The organism is Micromonospora sp. CPCC 205558 (assembly GCF_036902955.1).
In the GTDB taxonomy this organism is placed as follows: Bacteria; Actinomycetota; Actinomycetes; order Mycobacteriales; family Micromonosporaceae; genus Micromonospora.
Window position 1 is genome coordinate 387,436 of sequence record NZ_JBAKHR010000005.1, and the last position, 16,590, is coordinate 404,025.

The 16,590-nt window shown below is 73.3% G+C and carries 16 protein-coding genes and 1 pseudogene; 11 read left to right on the plus strand and 6 right to left on the minus strand.

The features are described from left to right. Window positions 1-36: 36 nt before the first annotated feature. On the minus strand, window positions 37-642 hold the full coding sequence (locus V6U86_RS06845; RefSeq protein ID WP_334499664.1) for a copper resistance CopC family protein: 606 nt from the start codon (window positions 640-642) through the stop codon (window positions 37-39). A 252-nt stretch (window positions 643-894) separates the two neighbouring features. On the opposite strand from V6U86_RS06845, the gene V6U86_RS06850 reads away from it, so the two are divergent. After that, window positions 895-1,545, plus strand: a complete 651-nt coding sequence (locus tag V6U86_RS06850; RefSeq protein WP_334499666.1) for a hypothetical protein — start codon at window positions 895-897, stop codon at window positions 1,543-1,545. A 137-nt stretch (window positions 1,546-1,682) separates the two neighbouring features. On the opposite strand, the gene V6U86_RS06855 is transcribed toward V6U86_RS06850, so the two are convergent. Next, window positions 1,683-2,012, minus strand: coding sequence for a hypothetical protein (locus V6U86_RS06855; RefSeq protein WP_334499669.1), 330 nt, complete (start codon window positions 2,010-2,012; stop codon window positions 1,683-1,685). Between the two features lie 415 nt (window positions 2,013-2,427). Between V6U86_RS06855 and V6U86_RS06860 the strand changes: the two genes are divergently transcribed. The 7 genes and pseudogenes from V6U86_RS06860 (at window position 2,428) to fabF (ending at window position 9,142) form a co-directional block, all read left to right on the plus strand. Beyond that, window positions 2,428-3,612 (plus strand): sensor histidine kinase, encoded by a 1,185-nt coding sequence (locus V6U86_RS06860; protein WP_334499671.1) that lies wholly within the window; start codon window positions 2,428-2,430, stop codon window positions 3,610-3,612. 35 nt (window positions 3,613-3,647) lie between these two features. Next, a complete protein-coding gene (locus V6U86_RS06865) occupies window positions 3,648-4,310 on the plus strand; it encodes a response regulator transcription factor (protein ID WP_334499941.1) in 663 nt (220 codons plus the stop codon). 30 nt (window positions 4,311-4,340) lie between these two features. Continuing rightward, a complete protein-coding gene (locus tag V6U86_RS06870; protein ID WP_334499673.1) occupies window positions 4,341-5,642 on the plus strand; it encodes a PucR family transcriptional regulator in 1,302 nt (433 codons plus the stop codon). Between the two features lie 78 nt (window positions 5,643-5,720). After that, window positions 5,721-6,638: pseudogene (locus V6U86_RS06875) on the plus strand (ACP S-malonyltransferase); the annotation flags it as partial. Window positions 6,639-6,643: 5 nt separating this feature from the next. After that, a complete protein-coding gene (locus tag V6U86_RS06880) occupies window positions 6,644-7,588 on the plus strand; it encodes a beta-ketoacyl-ACP synthase III (protein WP_334499675.1) in 945 nt (314 codons plus the stop codon). Between the two features lie 85 nt (window positions 7,589-7,673). Next, window positions 7,674-7,913 (plus strand): acyl carrier protein, encoded by a 240-nt coding sequence (locus V6U86_RS06885; protein WP_030330276.1) that lies wholly within the window; start codon window positions 7,674-7,676, stop codon window positions 7,911-7,913. Window positions 7,914-7,915: 2 nt separating this feature from the next. Further along, window positions 7,916-9,142, plus strand: a complete 1,227-nt coding sequence (fabF, locus tag V6U86_RS06890; RefSeq protein ID WP_334499689.1) for a beta-ketoacyl-ACP synthase II — start codon at window positions 7,916-7,918, stop codon at window positions 9,140-9,142. A gap of 48 nt (window positions 9,143-9,190) precedes the next feature. Here fabF and V6U86_RS06895 read toward each other — a convergent pair whose 3' ends face one another. The 3 genes from V6U86_RS06895 to V6U86_RS06905 all read right to left on the minus strand — a co-directional run bounded on the left by V6U86_RS06895 (window position 9,191) and on the right by V6U86_RS06905 (window position 11,802). Continuing rightward, entirely contained in the window at window positions 9,191-9,409 is a 219-nt protein-coding gene (locus tag V6U86_RS06895) for a hypothetical protein (RefSeq protein WP_334499691.1), read from the minus strand. 69 nt (window positions 9,410-9,478) lie between these two features. Beyond that, window positions 9,479-11,206 carry a glycoside hydrolase family 3 protein gene (locus V6U86_RS06900; protein WP_442934888.1) on the minus strand — a complete coding sequence of 576 codons (1,728 nt, stop codon included), beginning with the start codon at window positions 11,204-11,206 and terminating at the stop codon, window positions 9,479-9,481. A gap of 104 nt (window positions 11,207-11,310) precedes the next feature. Next, on the minus strand, window positions 11,311-11,802 hold the full coding sequence (locus V6U86_RS06905; RefSeq protein ID WP_091409261.1) for a DUF3145 domain-containing protein: 492 nt from the start codon (window positions 11,800-11,802) through the stop codon (window positions 11,311-11,313). Window positions 11,803-12,110: 308 nt separating this feature from the next. Between V6U86_RS06905 and V6U86_RS06910 the strand changes: the two genes are divergently transcribed. Next, a complete protein-coding gene (locus V6U86_RS06910) occupies window positions 12,111-12,440 on the plus strand; it encodes a hypothetical protein (protein ID WP_030330285.1) in 330 nt (109 codons plus the stop codon). Window positions 12,441-12,516: 76 nt separating this feature from the next. Here V6U86_RS06910 and V6U86_RS06915 read toward each other — a convergent pair whose 3' ends face one another. After that, window positions 12,517-13,140 (minus strand): carbonic anhydrase, encoded by a 624-nt coding sequence (locus V6U86_RS06915; RefSeq protein ID WP_334499698.1) that lies wholly within the window; start codon window positions 13,138-13,140, stop codon window positions 12,517-12,519. A 169-nt stretch (window positions 13,141-13,309) separates the two neighbouring features. Between V6U86_RS06915 and V6U86_RS06920 the strand changes: the two genes are divergently transcribed. Both V6U86_RS06920 and V6U86_RS06925 read left to right on the plus strand, forming a co-directional pair. Further along, window positions 13,310-14,263, plus strand: a complete 954-nt coding sequence (locus V6U86_RS06920; RefSeq protein ID WP_334499700.1) for an alpha/beta fold hydrolase — start codon at window positions 13,310-13,312, stop codon at window positions 14,261-14,263. A 108-nt stretch (window positions 14,264-14,371) separates the two neighbouring features. Next, complete coding sequence (locus tag V6U86_RS06925) at window positions 14,372-16,489, plus strand: HelD family protein (protein ID WP_334499702.1); 2,118 nt, start codon at window positions 14,372-14,374, stop codon at window positions 16,487-16,489. The last annotated feature ends 101 nt before the right edge of the window (window positions 16,490-16,590 follow it).

Sequence of the window (16,590 nt, forward strand, 5' to 3'; positions counted from 1 at the left end):
GGCGCGGCCTGGCGGGGTGCGTGGCCGGGGGGTGGGTTATCGGGGTTGGCGGCGGCGGAGCAGGACGGCGGTCGTCAGGGCGACGAGCAGCGCCAGGGCGCCCAGAGCCCAGAGCCACCAGCGACCGCTCGAGTCGGATTGCTCGGCGGCCACCGGGGTCGTGGACGCCGGCGGGCTGCTGGGTGCTGCCGACTCCGGCCCGGCGGAAGGGCTTGCCACCGGGGGCGGCCCGACCGGATTCGCCGGCGGGCTGCCGGGGGCCGACGGCAAGGCGGACGGGTCGGCGGCGGTGCCGGTCGTGAGGGTGAACCGCACCTCGCCCTTCACCGGATGCCCGTCGGACGACGCGAGCTGGTAGCCGACGATGTAGAGCCCTGCGGCGGCCGGCTTGAACGGCACCCGCACGCGACTGCCGTCGAACGCGGGTGGGCCGCCAGCGACCACATTGTCCGGCCCGGTTATTGTGATCTTCGTCGTTGCCGGTGACGGCTTGGCGAGGAACCGCAGCTCCACCCGGGCAGGTGCCGTCGCCACGCGGGCGCCGTCGCGCGGGTTGCTGCCTGTCAATTCGTTGTGGGCGGCAGCCGGTGTCGCCGGCACCAAAAACGACACACCGAGCGCCACGCCGAGCACCACTGGCATGACCCGCACCGAACGTGTAACCCTGCCCCCCATGAACCCCTCCGTAAGGGTACGATCCGCCCGCTGATCAAACGGCTCCTCATTAGTCGAGCAGAGATCGCAGATAGTTCCAATTACTGTTCCGAAAGCTGCAACTCATCGACGTTCTGCGGAGTCTGTAGGAGTGGACACGACCATCTGGTCGATGCCGCACCGGCAGGTCGGTCCGGACGTCACGACGAAGCCATCCATCGAACGGGGCGAGGAGGCGGGATGGTCCGACACATGAGGCGGTTGGCCGCCGTACTGGCGGGCACCCTGGCGACAGCGCTGCTGTCGCTCGGCACCACTGGCTCGGCCTCGGCGGCGCCGAAGCCGGCACCCGCCGGAGTGGACATCACCGGCACAGGGCTGTCCGCGCCGCTGCGAATGCACGCGGACACCGAACCCGCCCTCGTGGGCGCGGTCATCGACCAGGTCAACTTCCTCGCTCGCACCGGCATGCCGAACGGCCCGAAGGCCGCCAACCTCGGTCCGAAATACACGGTCGTGGTGCTCGCCGGCGAGACGCCGAAACAGACCTACGACCTCTATCCCAAGGCGATCGGTGGCCCCCGCGTCTACCGGCCGGCCAAGCAGCCGGACGGCCGCAAGACCAGCGCCGGCTGGTTCCTGGGTCGGCTCAGCATGTCCGAGACCCTGCGCACCGCCGGCGTGCCGCTGGAGCGACAGTTCGACACGGTCAGCGGCGGCGCGGGCGGCGGCGAGCGAGTGCTCCCGGAGGACACGCTCGACCCGGCGAAGGATCTCGACGAGGCGCTTGGCGACCTGCAACGCCTGCTGCTGCTCAACGTCGGCGTGATGCTGACCATCACGGTCGGCCTCGCCGGGATCGCCCTGCTGATCCGCCGCCGCACACGCTGAGCGGACGCGGCGCACACGCTGAGCCCGGCGCACGCGCTGAGCGGACGCGGCGCACACGCTCAGCCGGGGCTCGCATTAAGCCCGGTGCATGTGCTGAGCCGGGACTCGCGCTGATCAGCGCGCCGCGTCGACGGTGATCAGCACCAGCGGCGCGGTGGGCGCTCCCGGCGGGTGGCCCGCGGACGCGGTCGGACCGGGCCGTGCCGGTGTGCCCCGGCCCAGCCGGGAAGTTCGCTGAGGCAACCAGCGGGATCGTCGGAGTCGGACTCGCCGAGCGTGTTGGGCTCCGCGGAGCGCTGACGCGGCAGCACGGGCTCGTCATCGGCCCGCCCGACGAGCGGCTCCACCGGGTGCGATGGTGCGCCGCCGACCGTTCGGCGGTGCTTGCCGGCCGCCTGCGGGTCGTGGTGCCCCGGCCGGCAGGGCTCGCCCTGGGCGCAGCCGTGCTCGGCCTCCCCGTGCGCCATCCCCGGTCTCCTCACGCTCGCCCCACCCTCGGGTGCTCTCCCCGAGGTGCCCTGTCACCGTACTGGCCGGGACCGACGGGCCGCGCGCAGCGTACCCGGGCTCCGGACCGACCGGTCCCCGACGACGCCGCTGAGCGCGGGACCCGGTTACGCAGTTCACAGCTAGTTTTCGTGCCGTTAACCGTGGGGCTCGCCGGCGGGGCAGGCCGGGCGGGAGCGGACCGGGCGGAGGCGGACCGGGCGGGAGCGGACCGGGTGGGAGCGGACCGGGTGGGAGCGGACCGGGTGGGAGCGGACCGGGTGGGAGCGGACCGGGCGGGTTGCGGTTCGCGTACCCCTTTCGGCGCATGGCGGTGCCGTCGAGGTCCTCCCCCGGTCGGAGTTCGGCGGGCGACGGCTGTGGTGGGATCGGGTCATGCGTCCGCCACCGTGGCTCGACTCCGGCACCCTCGGCCGTGATCTCGTGCTGGCCGGCGCGTCGCTGGCCGGTGGCCTGGTGCTGCACTCCCTGGGTTGGCAGCCGCAGGTCCGCCCGAACGCGCAGGTGCCCTCGGCGTTGTTCCTGCTGCCACTGGTGGCGGTGTGCGTCGCCGTCGGCCTACGGCGGGTCGCACCGCGCGCGAGCCTGGCGGTGGGCACCGGCGCACTGGTGGTCGACACGGCGCTGGGCAGTTCGCTGGGCACGGTCCTGATCTACACGCAGGTGCTCTACGACGCCTGCGTGTACGGCCCGCCCCGGCTGTGGCGATGGTTGCTGCGGATCACGGTGGCGTTGAGCCTGGTCGGGGTGGTCGCCGGCGTGCTCGCGTCCGGGCACTGGCGCGGGGCGGCGCTCGGGGTGCTGGTGGTGCTCGCCGGCCTGCTGCCGGTGCTGACCGGCATCAGTGTGCGGCAGTACCGCGACCAGGCCGCCGCCGAGCGGGCGCGGGCCGAGCAGACCGCCCGGCTGGTCGAGTTGGACCGTCGGCAGGCGGTCAGCGCCGAACGGGCCCGGATGGCCCGGGAGTTGCACGACGTGGTCGCGAACCACCTCAGCGCGGTGGCCATCCACGCCACCGCCGTGCTCTCCGTGCCCGGGTTGGATCGCGGCCAGGTCGAGTCGGCGTTGCGGGTGATCCGGGAGAGCAGCGTGCAGGGGCTGGCGGAGATGCGTCAGATGATCGAGGTGCTGCGCGAGCCCGGGATCAGCGGTGCCCCGACCGCGCCGGAGGTCGTCACCGCGCGGCTGGCCGAGGCGGACGGACTGGTCGAACGGGTTCGGGCGGCTGGGCTCGCGGTCCGGGTCCGGACCGATGGCACGCCGGGCGCGCTGCCGGTGGGGGTGGACCTCGCCGCGTACCGGATCGTGCAGGAGTCGCTGACGAACGCGCTCAAGCACGGCACGGGTGAGGCGGATCTGACGATCGCGTACGGGCAGGCCGAGGTGGTGCTGACGGTGGAGAACCCGGTGCGCCGGGGCGGGGCCGGGCTGCCGGGCGCCGGGGCCGGGCTGATCGGCATGCGGGAGCGGGCCACCCTGCTGGCCGGTCGGTTCACCGCCGGGCCGCGTGACGGTCGCTGGCAGGTGCGGGCGGCCCTGCCCACCGGGGAGGGCGGGTGACCGGGGCGGCGCGACCCTCGGACGACGCGGGCGCGGTGACGGTACGGGTGGTGCTCGCCGACGACCAGCCGGCGGTACGGGCCGGACTGGCCCTGATCCTGAACGGCTCACCGGGTCTCAGCGTGGTCGGCGAGGCCGCCGACGGTGACGCCGCGGTGCGCCTGTGCCGGGAACTGCGGCCCGACGTGGCGGTGCTGGACGTGCGGATGCCCCACTCCGACGGCATCTCCGCGACCCGGGCGATCGTCAGCGATGGGCTCGCCGACGTGCTGGTGCTCACCACCTTCGACCTGGACGAGTACGTCTTCGGGGCGTTGCGGGCCGGCGCGGCCGGGTTCCTGCTCAAGGACACCGACGCCGACGGCCTGGTCAGCGCGGTGCGGATGGTGGCGCGGGGCGACGGGTTCATCGCGCCCACTGTGACCCGCCGGCTGATCACCGCGTTCGCGGCCAGCGCGCCGGGCGCGTCGGCGGACACCCGGGCCGCGCTGGGCACCCTCACTCCGCGCGAGCGTGACGTGTTGGCCTGCCTCGGGTTGGGCCTGTCCAACCAGCAGATCGCCGACCGGTTGGTGCTGGCGGAGAGCACCGCCAAGACCCATGTGAGCCGGATCCTCGCGAAGTTGGACCTGCGCAACCGGGTGCAGGCCGCGATCCTGGCCCAGGACCTGGGCCTGCCGTCTCCCCCGCACCCGTGAGCCGCGTGCACCGTGCCGACCGGTGCCGACGTGGTTGGCCTGCTCACGACGTGTCAGGCTAGGGCGGTGAGCACGCCGGGCGGTGGGGAACTGTCGGCCACGCTGCGCCGGATCGAACGATCTGCGGGGGCGTTGGCCACCTCCAGCGTGGCCCGGATGGACGAGACGCTGCCCTGGTTCCGGGCGCTGCCGGCCGACCAGCGCTCCTGGGTGATGCTGGTCGCCCAGGCGGGCGCGAGGTCGCTGGTTCAGTGGCTGCGCGAGGGCGGCGGCACGGCGGACAGCACCCAGGAGGTCTCGGACGACGTCTTCGCCGCCGCACCGCAGGCGCTGGCCCGGTCGATCACCCTCCAGCAGACCGTGGCGTTGATCAAGGTGACGATCGACGTGGTCGAGGAGCAGGTGGCGCACCTGGCCGCCGAGGGCGAGGAACAGCAGTTACGCGAGGCGGTGCTGCGCTTCTCCCGGGAGATCGCGTTTTCGGCCGCCCGGGTCTATGCGCGGGCCGCCGAGTCGCGCGGCGCGTGGGACGCCCGGCTGCAGGCGCTGCTGGTCGACGCGCTGTTGCGCGGTGACTCGCCGGACGTCCTGGCCAGTCGGGCCGCCGCGCTCGGTTGGGCGGACGCGCCGCCGGTGGCGGTGGCGGTCGGTCGGTCGCCGGGCGGCGAGGTCTCCGCGGTGCTGCACGTGGTCTACCGGCAGGCCCGCCGGATCGGAGTGGAGGTGATCGGCGGCGTCCACGGCGACCGGCTGGTCATCGTGCTGGGCGGCGCACCGGATCCGCTGACCGCCACGGCGAAGCTGCTGAGCGCGTTCGGGGATGGCCCGGTGGTGGTCGGTCCCGCCGTACCGAGCCTGGACGAGGCGACCGAGTCGGCCCGGGCCGCGCTGTCCGGCTTTCGGGCCGCGCCGGCATGGCCGGGCGCGCCCCGGCCGGTGCCGGCTGCGGACCTGTTGCCGGAGCGGGCCCTCGCGGGCGACGCGGAGGCCCGTCGGCGGCTGCGCCACGATGTGTACGCGACGCTGGTGCGCGCCGGTGGGGAACTGTTGGCGACCCTGGACGCGTTCCTGGCCGCCGGTGGCACACTGGAGAGCGCGGCCCGGGCGCTGTTCGTGCACCCGAACACTGTGCGTTACCGGCTTCGCCGGATCGCCGAGGTGACCGGGTTCTCGCCGCTGTCTCCCCGGGACGCGTTCGCGCTCCAGGTGGCGTTGACCGTGGGTCGATTGGATCCGGTTGCCCCGCAGACCTCGCCCGTCCCGACTCAGACAATGACCCCGGCCACCCGGAAATCCGCCCAAAATGAGGATGATCCCCGCCGATCTTTGTAGGAAACCTCCAAAGGTCCTAGTACGGTTTGGTCGAAGGCGGCACAGCGTTACCCGCCTTTATCCGGGAGAGTCATAGGCGTGCTCGCTGTACTTAGTCCCGGCCAGGGTTCCCAGAAACCCGGCTTCCTGACCCCCTGGCTCGACCTGACCGGCACTGAGGCGCGACTGCGCGAGTGGTCGGCGTTGGCCGGGGTCGACCTGCTGCACCTGGGCACCGCCGCCGACGCCGACGAGATCAAGGACACCGCACGCACCCAGCCGTTGCTGGTCGCTGCGGCGTTGCTCGCGGCCGAGCACCTGCCGCTGGACGGCGTCGCGCTCACCGCCGGCCACAGCGTCGGCGAGTTGGGTGCCGCCGCCCTGGCCGGAGTGCTGTCGGCCGACGCCGCGATCACCCTGGCCGGCGTACGCGGCCGGGAGATGGCCGCCGCCTGCGCGCTGGAGCCGACCGGGATGGCCGCGGTGCTCGGCGGGGACCCCGACGAGGTGATCGCCGCGATCGAGGCGAACGGTCTCTACCCGGCCAACCGCAACGGCGCCGGGCAGATCGTCGCCGCAGGCGCCCTGGACGGGCTCGACAAGCTCGCCGCCGCGCCGCCCGCCCGGACCCGGATCATCCGCCTCCAGGTGGCCGGCGCGTTCCACACCCCGTACATGGCTCCGGCCGAGACCGCGCTCGCCGCGGAGGCCGCCGGGATCGTCCCCGCCGACCCGGCCCGGACCCTGCTGTCGAACCTCGACGGCACCGCGGTCGACAACGGCGCGGCGATGGTGCAGCGCCTCGTCCGTCAGGTCACCGCGCCGGTGCGCTGGGACCTGTGCATGCGCACGCTGGCCGACCTCGGGGTCACCGGCGTGATCGAGCTGCCCCCGGCCGGCACCCTCGCCGGCCTGGTCAAGCGGGAGCTCAAGGGCACCGGCGCCCCGGAGATCGTCACCCTCAACACCCCGGACGACCTGCCGGCCGCACGGGACCTGATCGCCCGTATCGGAGGTCGTTCATGACTGGCAGTCGCATCGTCTCGATGGGGCACTACCAGCCCTCCCGGGTGGTGACCAACGACGACATCGCCCAGCTCGTCGACACCAACGACGAGTGGATCCGCGACCGGGTCGGCATCGTCAGCCGGCGGATCGCCGACAGCGAGACGGTCGCCGACATGGCCGCCGCGGCCGCCGGTAAGGCGCTGGCCAACTCGGGCCTGACCGCCGCCGACATCGACCTGGTCGTGGTCGCCACCTGCTCCTCCATCGACCGCAGCCCCAACGTGGCCTGCCGGGTCGCCGCCAAGCTGGGCATCAACGCGCCGGGCGCGTACGACCTCAACACCGCCTGCTCGGGCTTCGCGTACGCGTTGGGCACCGTGGATCACGCCATCCGGGCCGGGGCGTCGCGCAACGCGATCGTCATCGGGGCGGAGAAGCTCTCCGACTTCACCGACTGGACGGACCGCTCCACCTGCATCATCTTCGCCGACGGGGCCGGTGCCGCGGTGGTTTCCGCCACCGCCGACGACGAGCCGGCCGGGATCGGCCCGGTCGTCTGGGGTTCGGTGCCGGACAAGAGCGACGCGGTCCGCATCGAGGGCTGGCGCCCGTACATCCAGCAGGAGGGGCAGGCGGTGTTCCGCTGGGCCACCACCGCGCTGGCGCCGCTCGCGCTGCAGGCCTGCGAGCGGGCCGGGGTCGACCCGTCGGAGCTGGCCGCGTTCGTGCCGCACCAGGCCAACGCCCGGATCATCGACGGCATCGCCAAGCGGCTCAACATCCCCAACGCGATCATCGCGAAGGACATCGTCGAGTCCGGCAACACCTCTGCGGCGAGCGTTCCGCTGGCCCTGTCCAAGCTGGTCGAGCGCCGGGAGGTGCCCTCGGGCGCGCCGGTGCTGCTGTTCGGCTTCGGCGGTGGCCTGACCTACGCCGGTCAGGTCGTCCGCTGCCCCTGATGACCCCCTCGGGCGCGTACGCGTCCAGGAGTGGCGGTTGGCGACGCCGACCGCCGGAGAACCCCGATGAAAGGAACCAACCGCAATGACCCGTGACGAGATCACCACCGGCCTCGCCGAGATCCTCGAAGAGGTTGCCGGGGTGAACCCGGACGACGTGGCCGAGGGGAAGTCCTTCACCGACGACCTCGATGTCGACTCGCTCTCCATGGTGGAGGTCGTGGTGGCGGCCGAGGAGAAGTTCGGCGTCAAGATCCCGGACAACGAGGTGCAGAACCTCAAGACCGTCGGTGACGCTGTCAGCTACATCGCGGCGCAGTCCTGATCATGAGTCGTCCCGACGTCGTCGTCACCGGGCTCGGCGCGACGACCCCGCTTGGCGGGGACGTCGCGTCGACCTGGGACGCCATGCTCGCCGGCCGCTCCGGGGTGAGTGCCCTCACCCAGGAGTGGGCCGAGCAACTGCCGGTCCGGATCGCCGCCCAGTTGGCCGTGGAGCCGTCCGAGGTGCTGGACCGGGTCCGCCTGCGCCGCCTGGACCGTTCCGAGGCGATCGCGATCATCGCGGCCCAGCAGGCGTGGGCGGACGCCGGCCTGGCCGGCTCCGACCTCGACGGGGAGCGGTTGGCCGTCAGCGTCGGCTCCGGCATCGGCGGTGCCACCACCCTGCTCGCCCAGGACGACATCCTGGAGGCCTCCGGGCCACGGCGGGTCTCCCCGCACACCATCCCGATGCTGATGCCCAACGGTCCGGCCGCCTGGGTCGGCCTGGAGCTGGGTGCCAAGGCCGGTGTGCACTCGGTGGCCAGCGCCTGCGCCACCGGCGCCGAGGCGATCGCCCTGGGTCTGGACATCATCCGCTCCGGGCGGGCCGACGTGGTGGTGGCCGGCGGCACCGAGGCGGTCATCCACCCGCTGCCGATCGCCGGTTTCAGCTCGATGCGGGCCATGTCGACCCGCAACGACGACCCGGAGCGGGCCTCCCGCCCATGGGACCGGGGCCGGGACGGCTTCGTCCTCGGCGAGGGCGCCGGCATCGTGGTGCTGGAGCGGGCCGAGCACGCCGCCGCCCGGGGTGCCCGGGTGTACGCGCGCCTGGCCGGCGCCGGCATCACCTCCGACGCGTACGACATCGTGCAGCCGCACGCCGAGGGCGAGGGTGCCATCCGGGCCATCGCCAAGGCGATCGCCGACGCGGACATCGCCAAGCGGGACATCGTGCACGTCAACGCGCACGCCACCTCGACCCCGGTCGGGGACATGCTGGAGATCGGCGGGCTGCACAAGGCGCTCGGCGACCACCCGGTGTTGTCCGCGACGAAGTCGATGACCGGTCACCTGCTCGGTGCGGCCGGCGCGCTGGAGTCGATCGCCACCATCCTGGCGATCCGCGACAGCGTCGTCCCGCCGACGATCAACCTCGACGACCCGGAGCCCGGGCTCACCCTGGACGTCGCCGTGCACAAGGCCCGCCACATGGAGATCCCGGCCGCGTTGAACAACGCGTTCGGCTTCGGCGGCCACAACGTGGCGCTCGTCTTCGCCCGACCCTGAGATCCCGCGCAAGGGCCTCTCCTCGTCGAGGAGGGGCCCTTGCGTCGTTCAGCCCCGGTTGCGGGGGTGCTGCTTCGCGGTGCGCTCGTTGCCGTGCCGGTAGTTGCCCGTCCAGCGGGCCATCACCAACTGCGGATCGTCGTCGACCTCAGCCAGGAACTCTGCCGCCCGTGCGCCACGCAGCGTGCCGGCGACCCGACCGTGGTGGCTGATCACCACCGTGCCGTCCGCCCGTTGCACGTGCCGGAATCCCGCTGCCGCTCCCATGGGAGGAGGGTGTCAGACCGACCGGGACGGGGCGACCCGGTTTCGGCCGCGCGGGACCGCCCGGCGGCGTCAGCCGGTGGGGCAGGTCGTCGCTGGCAGCCCGGGAACGGGCACCGGCGACTGGCCGCCCGGCTTGGCCTTTCCGGCGAGCACGGCGGCCAGGGCGGTCATCGATGCCCGGCTGGAGGAGTACGTGGCCAGCAGCGTCGGTGACTTGGCGTCGGCCAGCACGTACGGGGTGTCCATGGCGACCGTGACCGCGGCGTCGGGGCGCAGGTCCTTGGCGCCGTCGCCGTAGCCCACCAGGTGCACGATCGTGCCGCCGCTGGGCTTGACCGACACCCCGGCGGCGGTCAGCGCGGCGGTGAGCGTGGCCCGGGTGCCGTCCCGACCGTCGGACGAGGTGACGGTGACCGGCCCGCGTACTCCTGCGCCGCAGGTGCCGCGCAGCACGGTGACGGCAGCGGCGGCCAACGCGTCGGCCGCCGCCCGGTGCGCCGGGGTGTTGAGCGTGGACATCTGCGCGGCGGGCAGCTCCGCGAGCGTGAACTTCATGGTCAGCACCCGGGTGACCGCCTCGACCAGCCGGGTCCGGGGCAGCGATCCGCCGCGCAGCGCGGCGAGCAACCCGTCGTACGCCTGACCGACGTTCGGAGTCATCAGGATGAGGTCGTTACCGGCGTTGAGCGCCCGGACGGCCGCCTCACCGGGGGCCCAGCGCTTCGCGGGAGGCATGTTCATCCCGTCGGTGATCACCACACCCTTGAAGCCGAGTTGACCGCGCAGCACGTCGGTGAGCAGTTTGTGCGAGAACGTCGCCGGGGTCCCCGGGTCGATCGCGCGCGCGTCCAGGTGACCGGACATCACGGCCATCGCGCCCGCGTCGATCCCGGCGGTGAACGGCGGCCACGCGCCGCTCTGCAACGCCGCGGCGGACTGGGTGAGCACCGGCAGATCCTGGTGCGAGTCGTCGGCGCTGTGACCGTGCCCGGGGAAGTGCTTCAGGGTGGCCGCGACACCGGCCGCCTGGAGGCCCCGGACCGCGCCGCCCACCTGCGTGGCGGCCTTCTTCGGGTCGGCGCCGTACGACCGGGAGCCGATCACGGTGCTGCGGGTGGCCAGCACGTCGGCCACCGGCGCGAAGTCGATGTTGATGCCCATCGCGGCCAACTCGGCGCCGGCGGCCCGCCAGGCGGCCTCGGTGAGCTTCGGGTCACCGGCCGCGCCGGCCGCGAGGGCGCTGGGCAGCACGGTGACCCCGTCGGTCACACGGGTGACGACGCCGTACTCCTGGTCGGTGCCGATCAGCAGCGGTGCGGGGCCGGCGGCGAGCCGGCCGGCGGCGGCCCGCAGCCCGGTGGTGAGCTCGTGCACCTGCTGGGGGTTGTCGACGTTGGTGGTCTCCTGGTTGCCCTTGGTGGGGTCGTCGGCGCTGAAGCCGACCAGGATCAGGCCGCCGAGTCGGTACTTGGCGATCATGTCGGCGGGGGTGTCGACCCCGGCGAGGGCCTGGTTTCCGGCGGCCGAGCCGGCGGAGACCTTCGTCGCCGAGTCGCCGTAGGCGTACGGCATCAGCACCTGGCCGACCAGGTCCTCGTCGGACAGCGTCGCCACCAGCGCTGCGGCGCGGCTGGCGGGATCGCCGGCGGGCGGCGCGGCCGGGACGCTCGGGCCGCCGGACGGGGCGGCTGGGCTGGGCGTCGGGGCGGGGCGGGGCGACCCACCCGAGCAGCCGGAGACGAGCAGGGCGGTCAGGGCGGCGACAGCGACAGGGGCACGCCACAGGCGATTCGACACGTCGCCTATCCCACCAGTTCCCCCTTATCGGGGCAACTTGACCTTACCGCCCGCACGCCCATCCGAGGGCTGGCGTGCACGTCGCCGGCCCGCGGACCGTCGGGTCAGCCGACCCGGGTGAGCAAGGTCACCGGGGCGCCGTCGCCGGCGTACCGGTAGGGCTCCAGGTCAGCGTCCCACGCCGTGCCGAGTGCCTTGTCGAGGGCGTGCGCCAGCGCCTCCGGGGCCCTGGATGCCGCCATCAGTGCCCGAAGCCGGTCCTCGCCGAGCTGAATGTCGCCGGCCACGCCGACCGTCGCCCGGAACAGGCCACGGGCCGGCACATACATGAAGCGCTCACCATCGGCACCGGGACTCGGCTCCTCGGTGACCTCGAAACGGATCATGGGCCACTGCCGTAGGGCAGCAGCCAGCTCGGCGCCCGTCCCCGGACGACCGGTCCACCCGCATTCGGCCCGGCGTGCGCCGGGGTCGACGGGCTGAGCCGTCCACTGCAGGTTGACCGGCGCGGCGAGGACGCGCGCGATCGCCCACTCGACGTGCGAGCACACGGCGAGCGGGGTCGAGTGGACGTATACGACGCCACGCGTTGGCACGGTGACCTCCCGGAGAGCGAGGTGCGTCTTCCCCTACGACCTCGTCCACCCAGGTGGCTGCTGCAACACATGATGACTCCTGTGACACGTGGTGCGCCAGGGAATCGGAAAAAACGCCGGGTGGAATAGCCGGACGGGTGGTCGCCGTTGCCTCTCAGGACACCGCGACGACCAGCATGATGTCGTGGTCCTGTACAGTTCCACCGGCGGCTTATGCCGCGTTACACCTACGCGGGCCGACTCACGTACGACCCGCACACAGCCCCCGGACGTCCAGTCCTCCCGTACGTCTTGCAAGGAGTACCTCCGTGGCGAGCAACACCTCTAAGACCGCGCGCGCGTCCGTCCGGGCCGGCCAGGCTGGCCAGGGTGGCGCCCTCAGCGTGCTGGGCGAGTTCAAGTACCTCATCCCGCTCAACGGCGGCAAGCACGCCTACGTGCGGAACCTGACCAACGGCAAGACCGCGCACCTGCGCACGGACTCCGACGCCTTCGTCGAGGAGATCCGCGTTCTGGCCGCCGCCGGCCACGCCGCCAAGATCCGGGCGGAGATCAACAACCTGGCTGCCACCCACCCGGGTGACGGCTGGGAGGCCACCGAGAAGCGCCTGGTCGCGGCCGGCGTCTTCGAGGGCTGAGCTCTCCCCCACCGCACCAACCGAAACCGCCCACCGGGAACTCCCGGTGGGCGGTTTCGCGCGTCCCGGGGTCGGCTCAACCCGGATCGATCAGTACGACCTCGCCGGTGGCCAGGTCGTAGAGGCCTCCGACCACGGCCACCCGACCGGCGGCCACCGGCCCGGCCAGCAGGTCGTCCTCGCGCAGGGTGCGCACCGTGCGCCGGACGTGTCGCCGGATCGCCAGCGGCCGCACCGCCGGATCGTCGATCCCCGCCTCGGTCACCGCCGGGGCGATCTCGTCCACCAGGTGCGCCAGCGACCCCCCGGGCCGCTGCCCGGTGCGCAGCGCCTGCACCGTGGCCTCCACCGCGCCGCACCGCTCGTGGCCGAGGACCATCACCAGCGGTACGCCGAGCTGGCCGACCACGTACTCGATCGAGCCGCAGACCGCGCGATCGAGCACGTGCCCGCCGGTACGGATCACACAGATCGCGCCGAAGGTCTGGTCGAAGATCGCCTCCAGCGGCACCCGGGAGTCGATGCAGCCCAGCAGCACGGCGTACGGCTGCTGGTCGCCGGAGGCCGCCGCGGCGGCCGTGACGTCGTGTCCGTGCACCGGCTGGCCGCTGACGAACCGTCGATTTCCGGCGAGCAGATCGGCCAGTGCGGCACGGGGCGTACCGCCGGCCTGCCGCCCCTGCCCCGACGTTGCGCCCATGGGCGCTTCCGACGACCCCATGCCGTTCAGCTTGGCCTGCCGGCGTCCACCCCGGGTGCGGTCGGAAATGTTCGCCAGGGCGCGATTGGCGTGGTGACATGGCGGGTAGCCGGTGTTACCGCCGGGTATCCCGGTGCTCGTGGTGCTGGGCGGCCCTGGGGAGGTGGCGATGCCGGAGCGGTTCGAGGTCGGTCTGCCGGACGGCGTACGGCTCAACGTCGAGGCGACGGGTCCGACGGACGCCCAGGTCACCGCCATCCTGCTGCACGGCTGGACGCTGGACGGACGCGCCTGGCACCGGCAGGTCGACGGGCTTACCGCGGCGCCGTTCGGGGGTGCGGTGCGGGTGGTCTCGTACGACGCGCGGGGGCACGGCCGATCCAGTTGCATGGCGTTGCCCACGGCCACCCTGGCGCAGTTGGGTGACGACCTGGCGGCGGTGCTCGACGCCGTGGCGCCGGCCGGCCCGGTGGTGCTGGTGGGGCACTCGATGGGCGGCATGACGATCATGGAGTACGCCCACCGCCACCCCACGCACTTCGCCGCCCGCGTCGCTGGCCTGGTCTTCGTCTCGACCACCGCCGAGGGGCACACGCACACCGTCTACGGGCTCTCGCCGCGGATCGCCCGGTTGATCCGGCTGGCCGAGACGACGGGCGCCGGCGTGCTGGCCCGGTGCGGCTCGTGGCGGGCACCCCGGGCACTGCTGAACGCGCTGCAACCCAGCATCCGGTGGATGCTCTTCGGCGACCGCTGCGAAGCGGCCGACATCCGCCTGGTCACGTCGGCGGTGGCTCGCGCCTCGCTGCGGTCGATCGGTGGGTTCCGGGCGTCCATCGGCACCCAGCACCGGCTGGACACCCTCGCCGCGTTGGCCCACCTGCCGGCTGCCGCCCTGGTCGGCGACCGGGACCGGCTGACCCCACCGCCGTGCGCCGAGTCGATCGCGGCGGCGCTGCCGGCCACCGAGCTGACCGTCTGCCCCGGGGCCGGGCACATGCTGATGATGGAACGCCCGGACGAGGTCAACGCCGCGCTCACCGGCGTGCTGCGGCGGGTGCTCGCCGAAACGCCACCGGCCCACCATGCCGCCACCGCGACCCCGGCCGAGACGGGTGCCTGAGCACGTTCGCGCACCTCGGGCGCGGCGGGTCGAGCCGAGGGCCGTACCCTTCTGCGGTTGGCCCGCGCGGTTCCCGCCGCCTGCCAGCGACCTTTGAAGGAGCGTGCGTTGACCGACCAGAACGGCCTGGAGCAGGAGATCGCCGTCGAGCAACGGCACCTCGACCGGGTGTACGCCCGGCTGGCCGAGCTGCGGCGGTCGGCCGTCCGCGCCGAGCGCGACGGCTACCGGATGGCGCGGGTGGGCACGCACGGCGCACTGGTCGAGCGCGACGCGATGGTCTTCCACGCGGCGCAGCGGCGGCACACCCTGGACGCCGAGCACGAGGGGCTGGTCTTCGGCCGGCTGGATCTGCGCGACCGTCAGGTGCTGCACGTCGGGCGACTCGGAATCCGCGACGAGGACGCCGTCACGCTGGTCGTCGACTGGCGCGCGCCGGCCGCCGCCGCCTTCTACCAGGCCACCCCGGCGCAGCCGCTGGACGTGGTGCGGCGCCGCACGATCCAGTCCCGCGCCGAGCGGGTCACCCGGATCGAGGACGACCTGCTGGACCCGAACGCCGCCCCGGAGGGGATGACGGTCGTCGGTGACGGCGCGTTGCTGGCCACCCTCTCCAAGGCCACCGGTCGGGGCATGCGCGACATCGTGGCGACCATCCAGCGGGAGCAGGACGAGGCGATCCGCTCGCCCGGCTCGGGGGTGACCATCGTCGCGGGCGGCCCCGGCACCGGCAAGACCGCGGTGGCCCTGCACCGGGCCGCGTTCCTGCTGTACTCCGACCGCAGTCGCTACGCGGGCGGCGGAATCCTGGTGGTCGGCCCGTCGTCGGTCTTCGTCGAGTACATCGGCTCCGTGCTGCCGTCGCTCGGTGAGGACACCGCGACCCTGCACTCGCTGGGCACCCTCTTTCCGGGGATGAGCGCCACCCGTACCGACCCGCCCGAGGTGGCGGCGGTGAAGGGCTCGCTGCGGATGCGCCGGGTGCTGGAGCGCGCGGCCCGCGACGCGGTGCCGGGCGGCCCAGGTGAGCTGCGCCTGCTCTACCGGGGCACGCTGCTGCGGCTGGACCGGGCCGCGCTGGACCGCATCCGGGACCGCGCGCTGCAACGCGGCGCGCGGCGCAACGAGGTGCGCCGGGCCGGTTTCGACGGGGTGTTCGCCGCGCTGTGGGCGCAGGCCCGTGAGCTGAGCAGCGGTCGGCTGCCGGAGCAGCCGGCCTTCGAGGCGGAGATCGCCGAGCGGTCGGAGTTCCGGGAGTTCCTCAAGGCGTGGTGGCCTCGGCTGCACCCCCGGCACGTGCTCGGCTGGCTGGCGCAGCCGGACCGGCTGCGCCGGTACGCCGGGGGGATCCTCTCCTCGGCGGAGATCCGGCTGCTCGACGCCGCGTACCGGAACCTGGACTCGGCCGGGCTGACCATCGCCGACGTGGCGCTGCTGGACGAGTTGGACGCGCTGCTCGGTAAGCCCGCGCAGCCGGCCCGGGCGCGACGCGATCCCTTCCAGCTCGCCGGTGGTGTCCGCGAGCTGAGCACCCTCGGCGAACGGCAGCGGGCCGCTCGCGCGGCGGCCCGGGAGCGTCCGGAGGACTACCGGGATTACGCGCACGTGGTTGTGGACGAGGCGCAGGACGTCTCGCCGATGCAGTGGCGGATGCTCGGTCGGCGCGGCCGACTGGCCTCCTGGACCGTGGTGGGCGACCCCGCGCAGACCGCGTGGACCGGCGATCCGGAGGAGTTGACCCGAGCCCGCGACCAGGCGCTGGGCCGGCGCAAGCGACACGATTTCACGCTCACCACCAACTACCGCAACTCGGCGGAGATCTTCGCGGTGGCGGCGGCGGAGATCCGCCGGCTCTACCCCGACCTGCCGCTGCCGACCGCCGTCCGCTCCACCGGCGTCGAACCGGTCGAGCTGGTGGTGCCCGCGCCAGGGTTGGAGACCGCGACCGTGGAGGCCGCCGCCGGCCTGCTGGCCGAGGTGGAGGGCACGGTCGGGGTGATCACGCCGGTCCCCCGCCGCGACGAGGTCGCTGGTTGGCTCGGCGCGCTCGGCGCGCCCAGGTTGCAGGTGGTGACCAGCTTGGAGGCCAAGGGCATGGAGTACGACGGGGTGGTGCTGGTCGCCCCGAGTGAGATCCGGGCGGATCCGGGTGCCGGGGTACGCACCCTGTACGTGGCGCTCTCCCGGGCCACCCAGCGGCTCACCACCATCGACCCGACCGGCTGACGTGCGCGGACTGCCGCCAGCGAGAGGCGCTGCGCGTACACTTGCACACATAGCGATGTGAGCATACATTTGACCGGGTCCCGGCCGGCGGCGGAAGGTAA

Bases quoted from the DNA above. Each gene is read 5' to 3' on its own strand.
- V6U86_RS06850 (WP_334499666.1), top strand. From the start codon at position 895: ATGGTCCGACACATGAGGCGGTTGGCCGCCGTACTGGCGGGCACCCTG.
- V6U86_RS06920 (WP_334499700.1), top strand. From the start codon at position 13,310: ATGCCGGAGCGGTTCGAGGTCGGTCTGCCGGACGGCGTACGGCTCAAC.
- V6U86_RS06880 (WP_334499675.1), top strand. From the start codon at position 6,644: ATGACTGGCAGTCGCATCGTCTCGATGGGGCACTACCAGCCCTCCCGG.
- fabF (WP_334499689.1), top strand. From the start codon at position 7,916: ATGAGTCGTCCCGACGTCGTCGTCACCGGGCTCGGCGCGACGACCCCG.
- V6U86_RS06895 (WP_334499691.1), bottom strand. From the start codon at position 9,409: ATGGGAGCGGCAGCGGGATTCCGGCACGTGCAACGGGCGGACGGCACG.
- V6U86_RS06855 (WP_334499669.1), bottom strand. From the start codon at position 2,012: ATGGCGCACGGGGAGGCCGAGCACGGCTGCGCCCAGGGCGAGCCCTGC.
- V6U86_RS06915 (WP_334499698.1), bottom strand. From the start codon at position 13,140: ATGGGCGCAACGTCGGGGCAGGGGCGGCAGGCCGGCGGTACGCCCCGT.
- V6U86_RS06845 (WP_334499664.1), bottom strand. From the start codon at position 642: ATGCCAGTGGTGCTCGGCGTGGCGCTCGGTGTGTCGTTTTTGGTGCCG.
- V6U86_RS06885 (WP_030330276.1), top strand. From the start codon at position 7,674: ATGACCCGTGACGAGATCACCACCGGCCTCGCCGAGATCCTCGAAGAG.
- V6U86_RS06860 (WP_334499671.1), top strand. From the start codon at position 2,428: ATGCGTCCGCCACCGTGGCTCGACTCCGGCACCCTCGGCCGTGATCTC.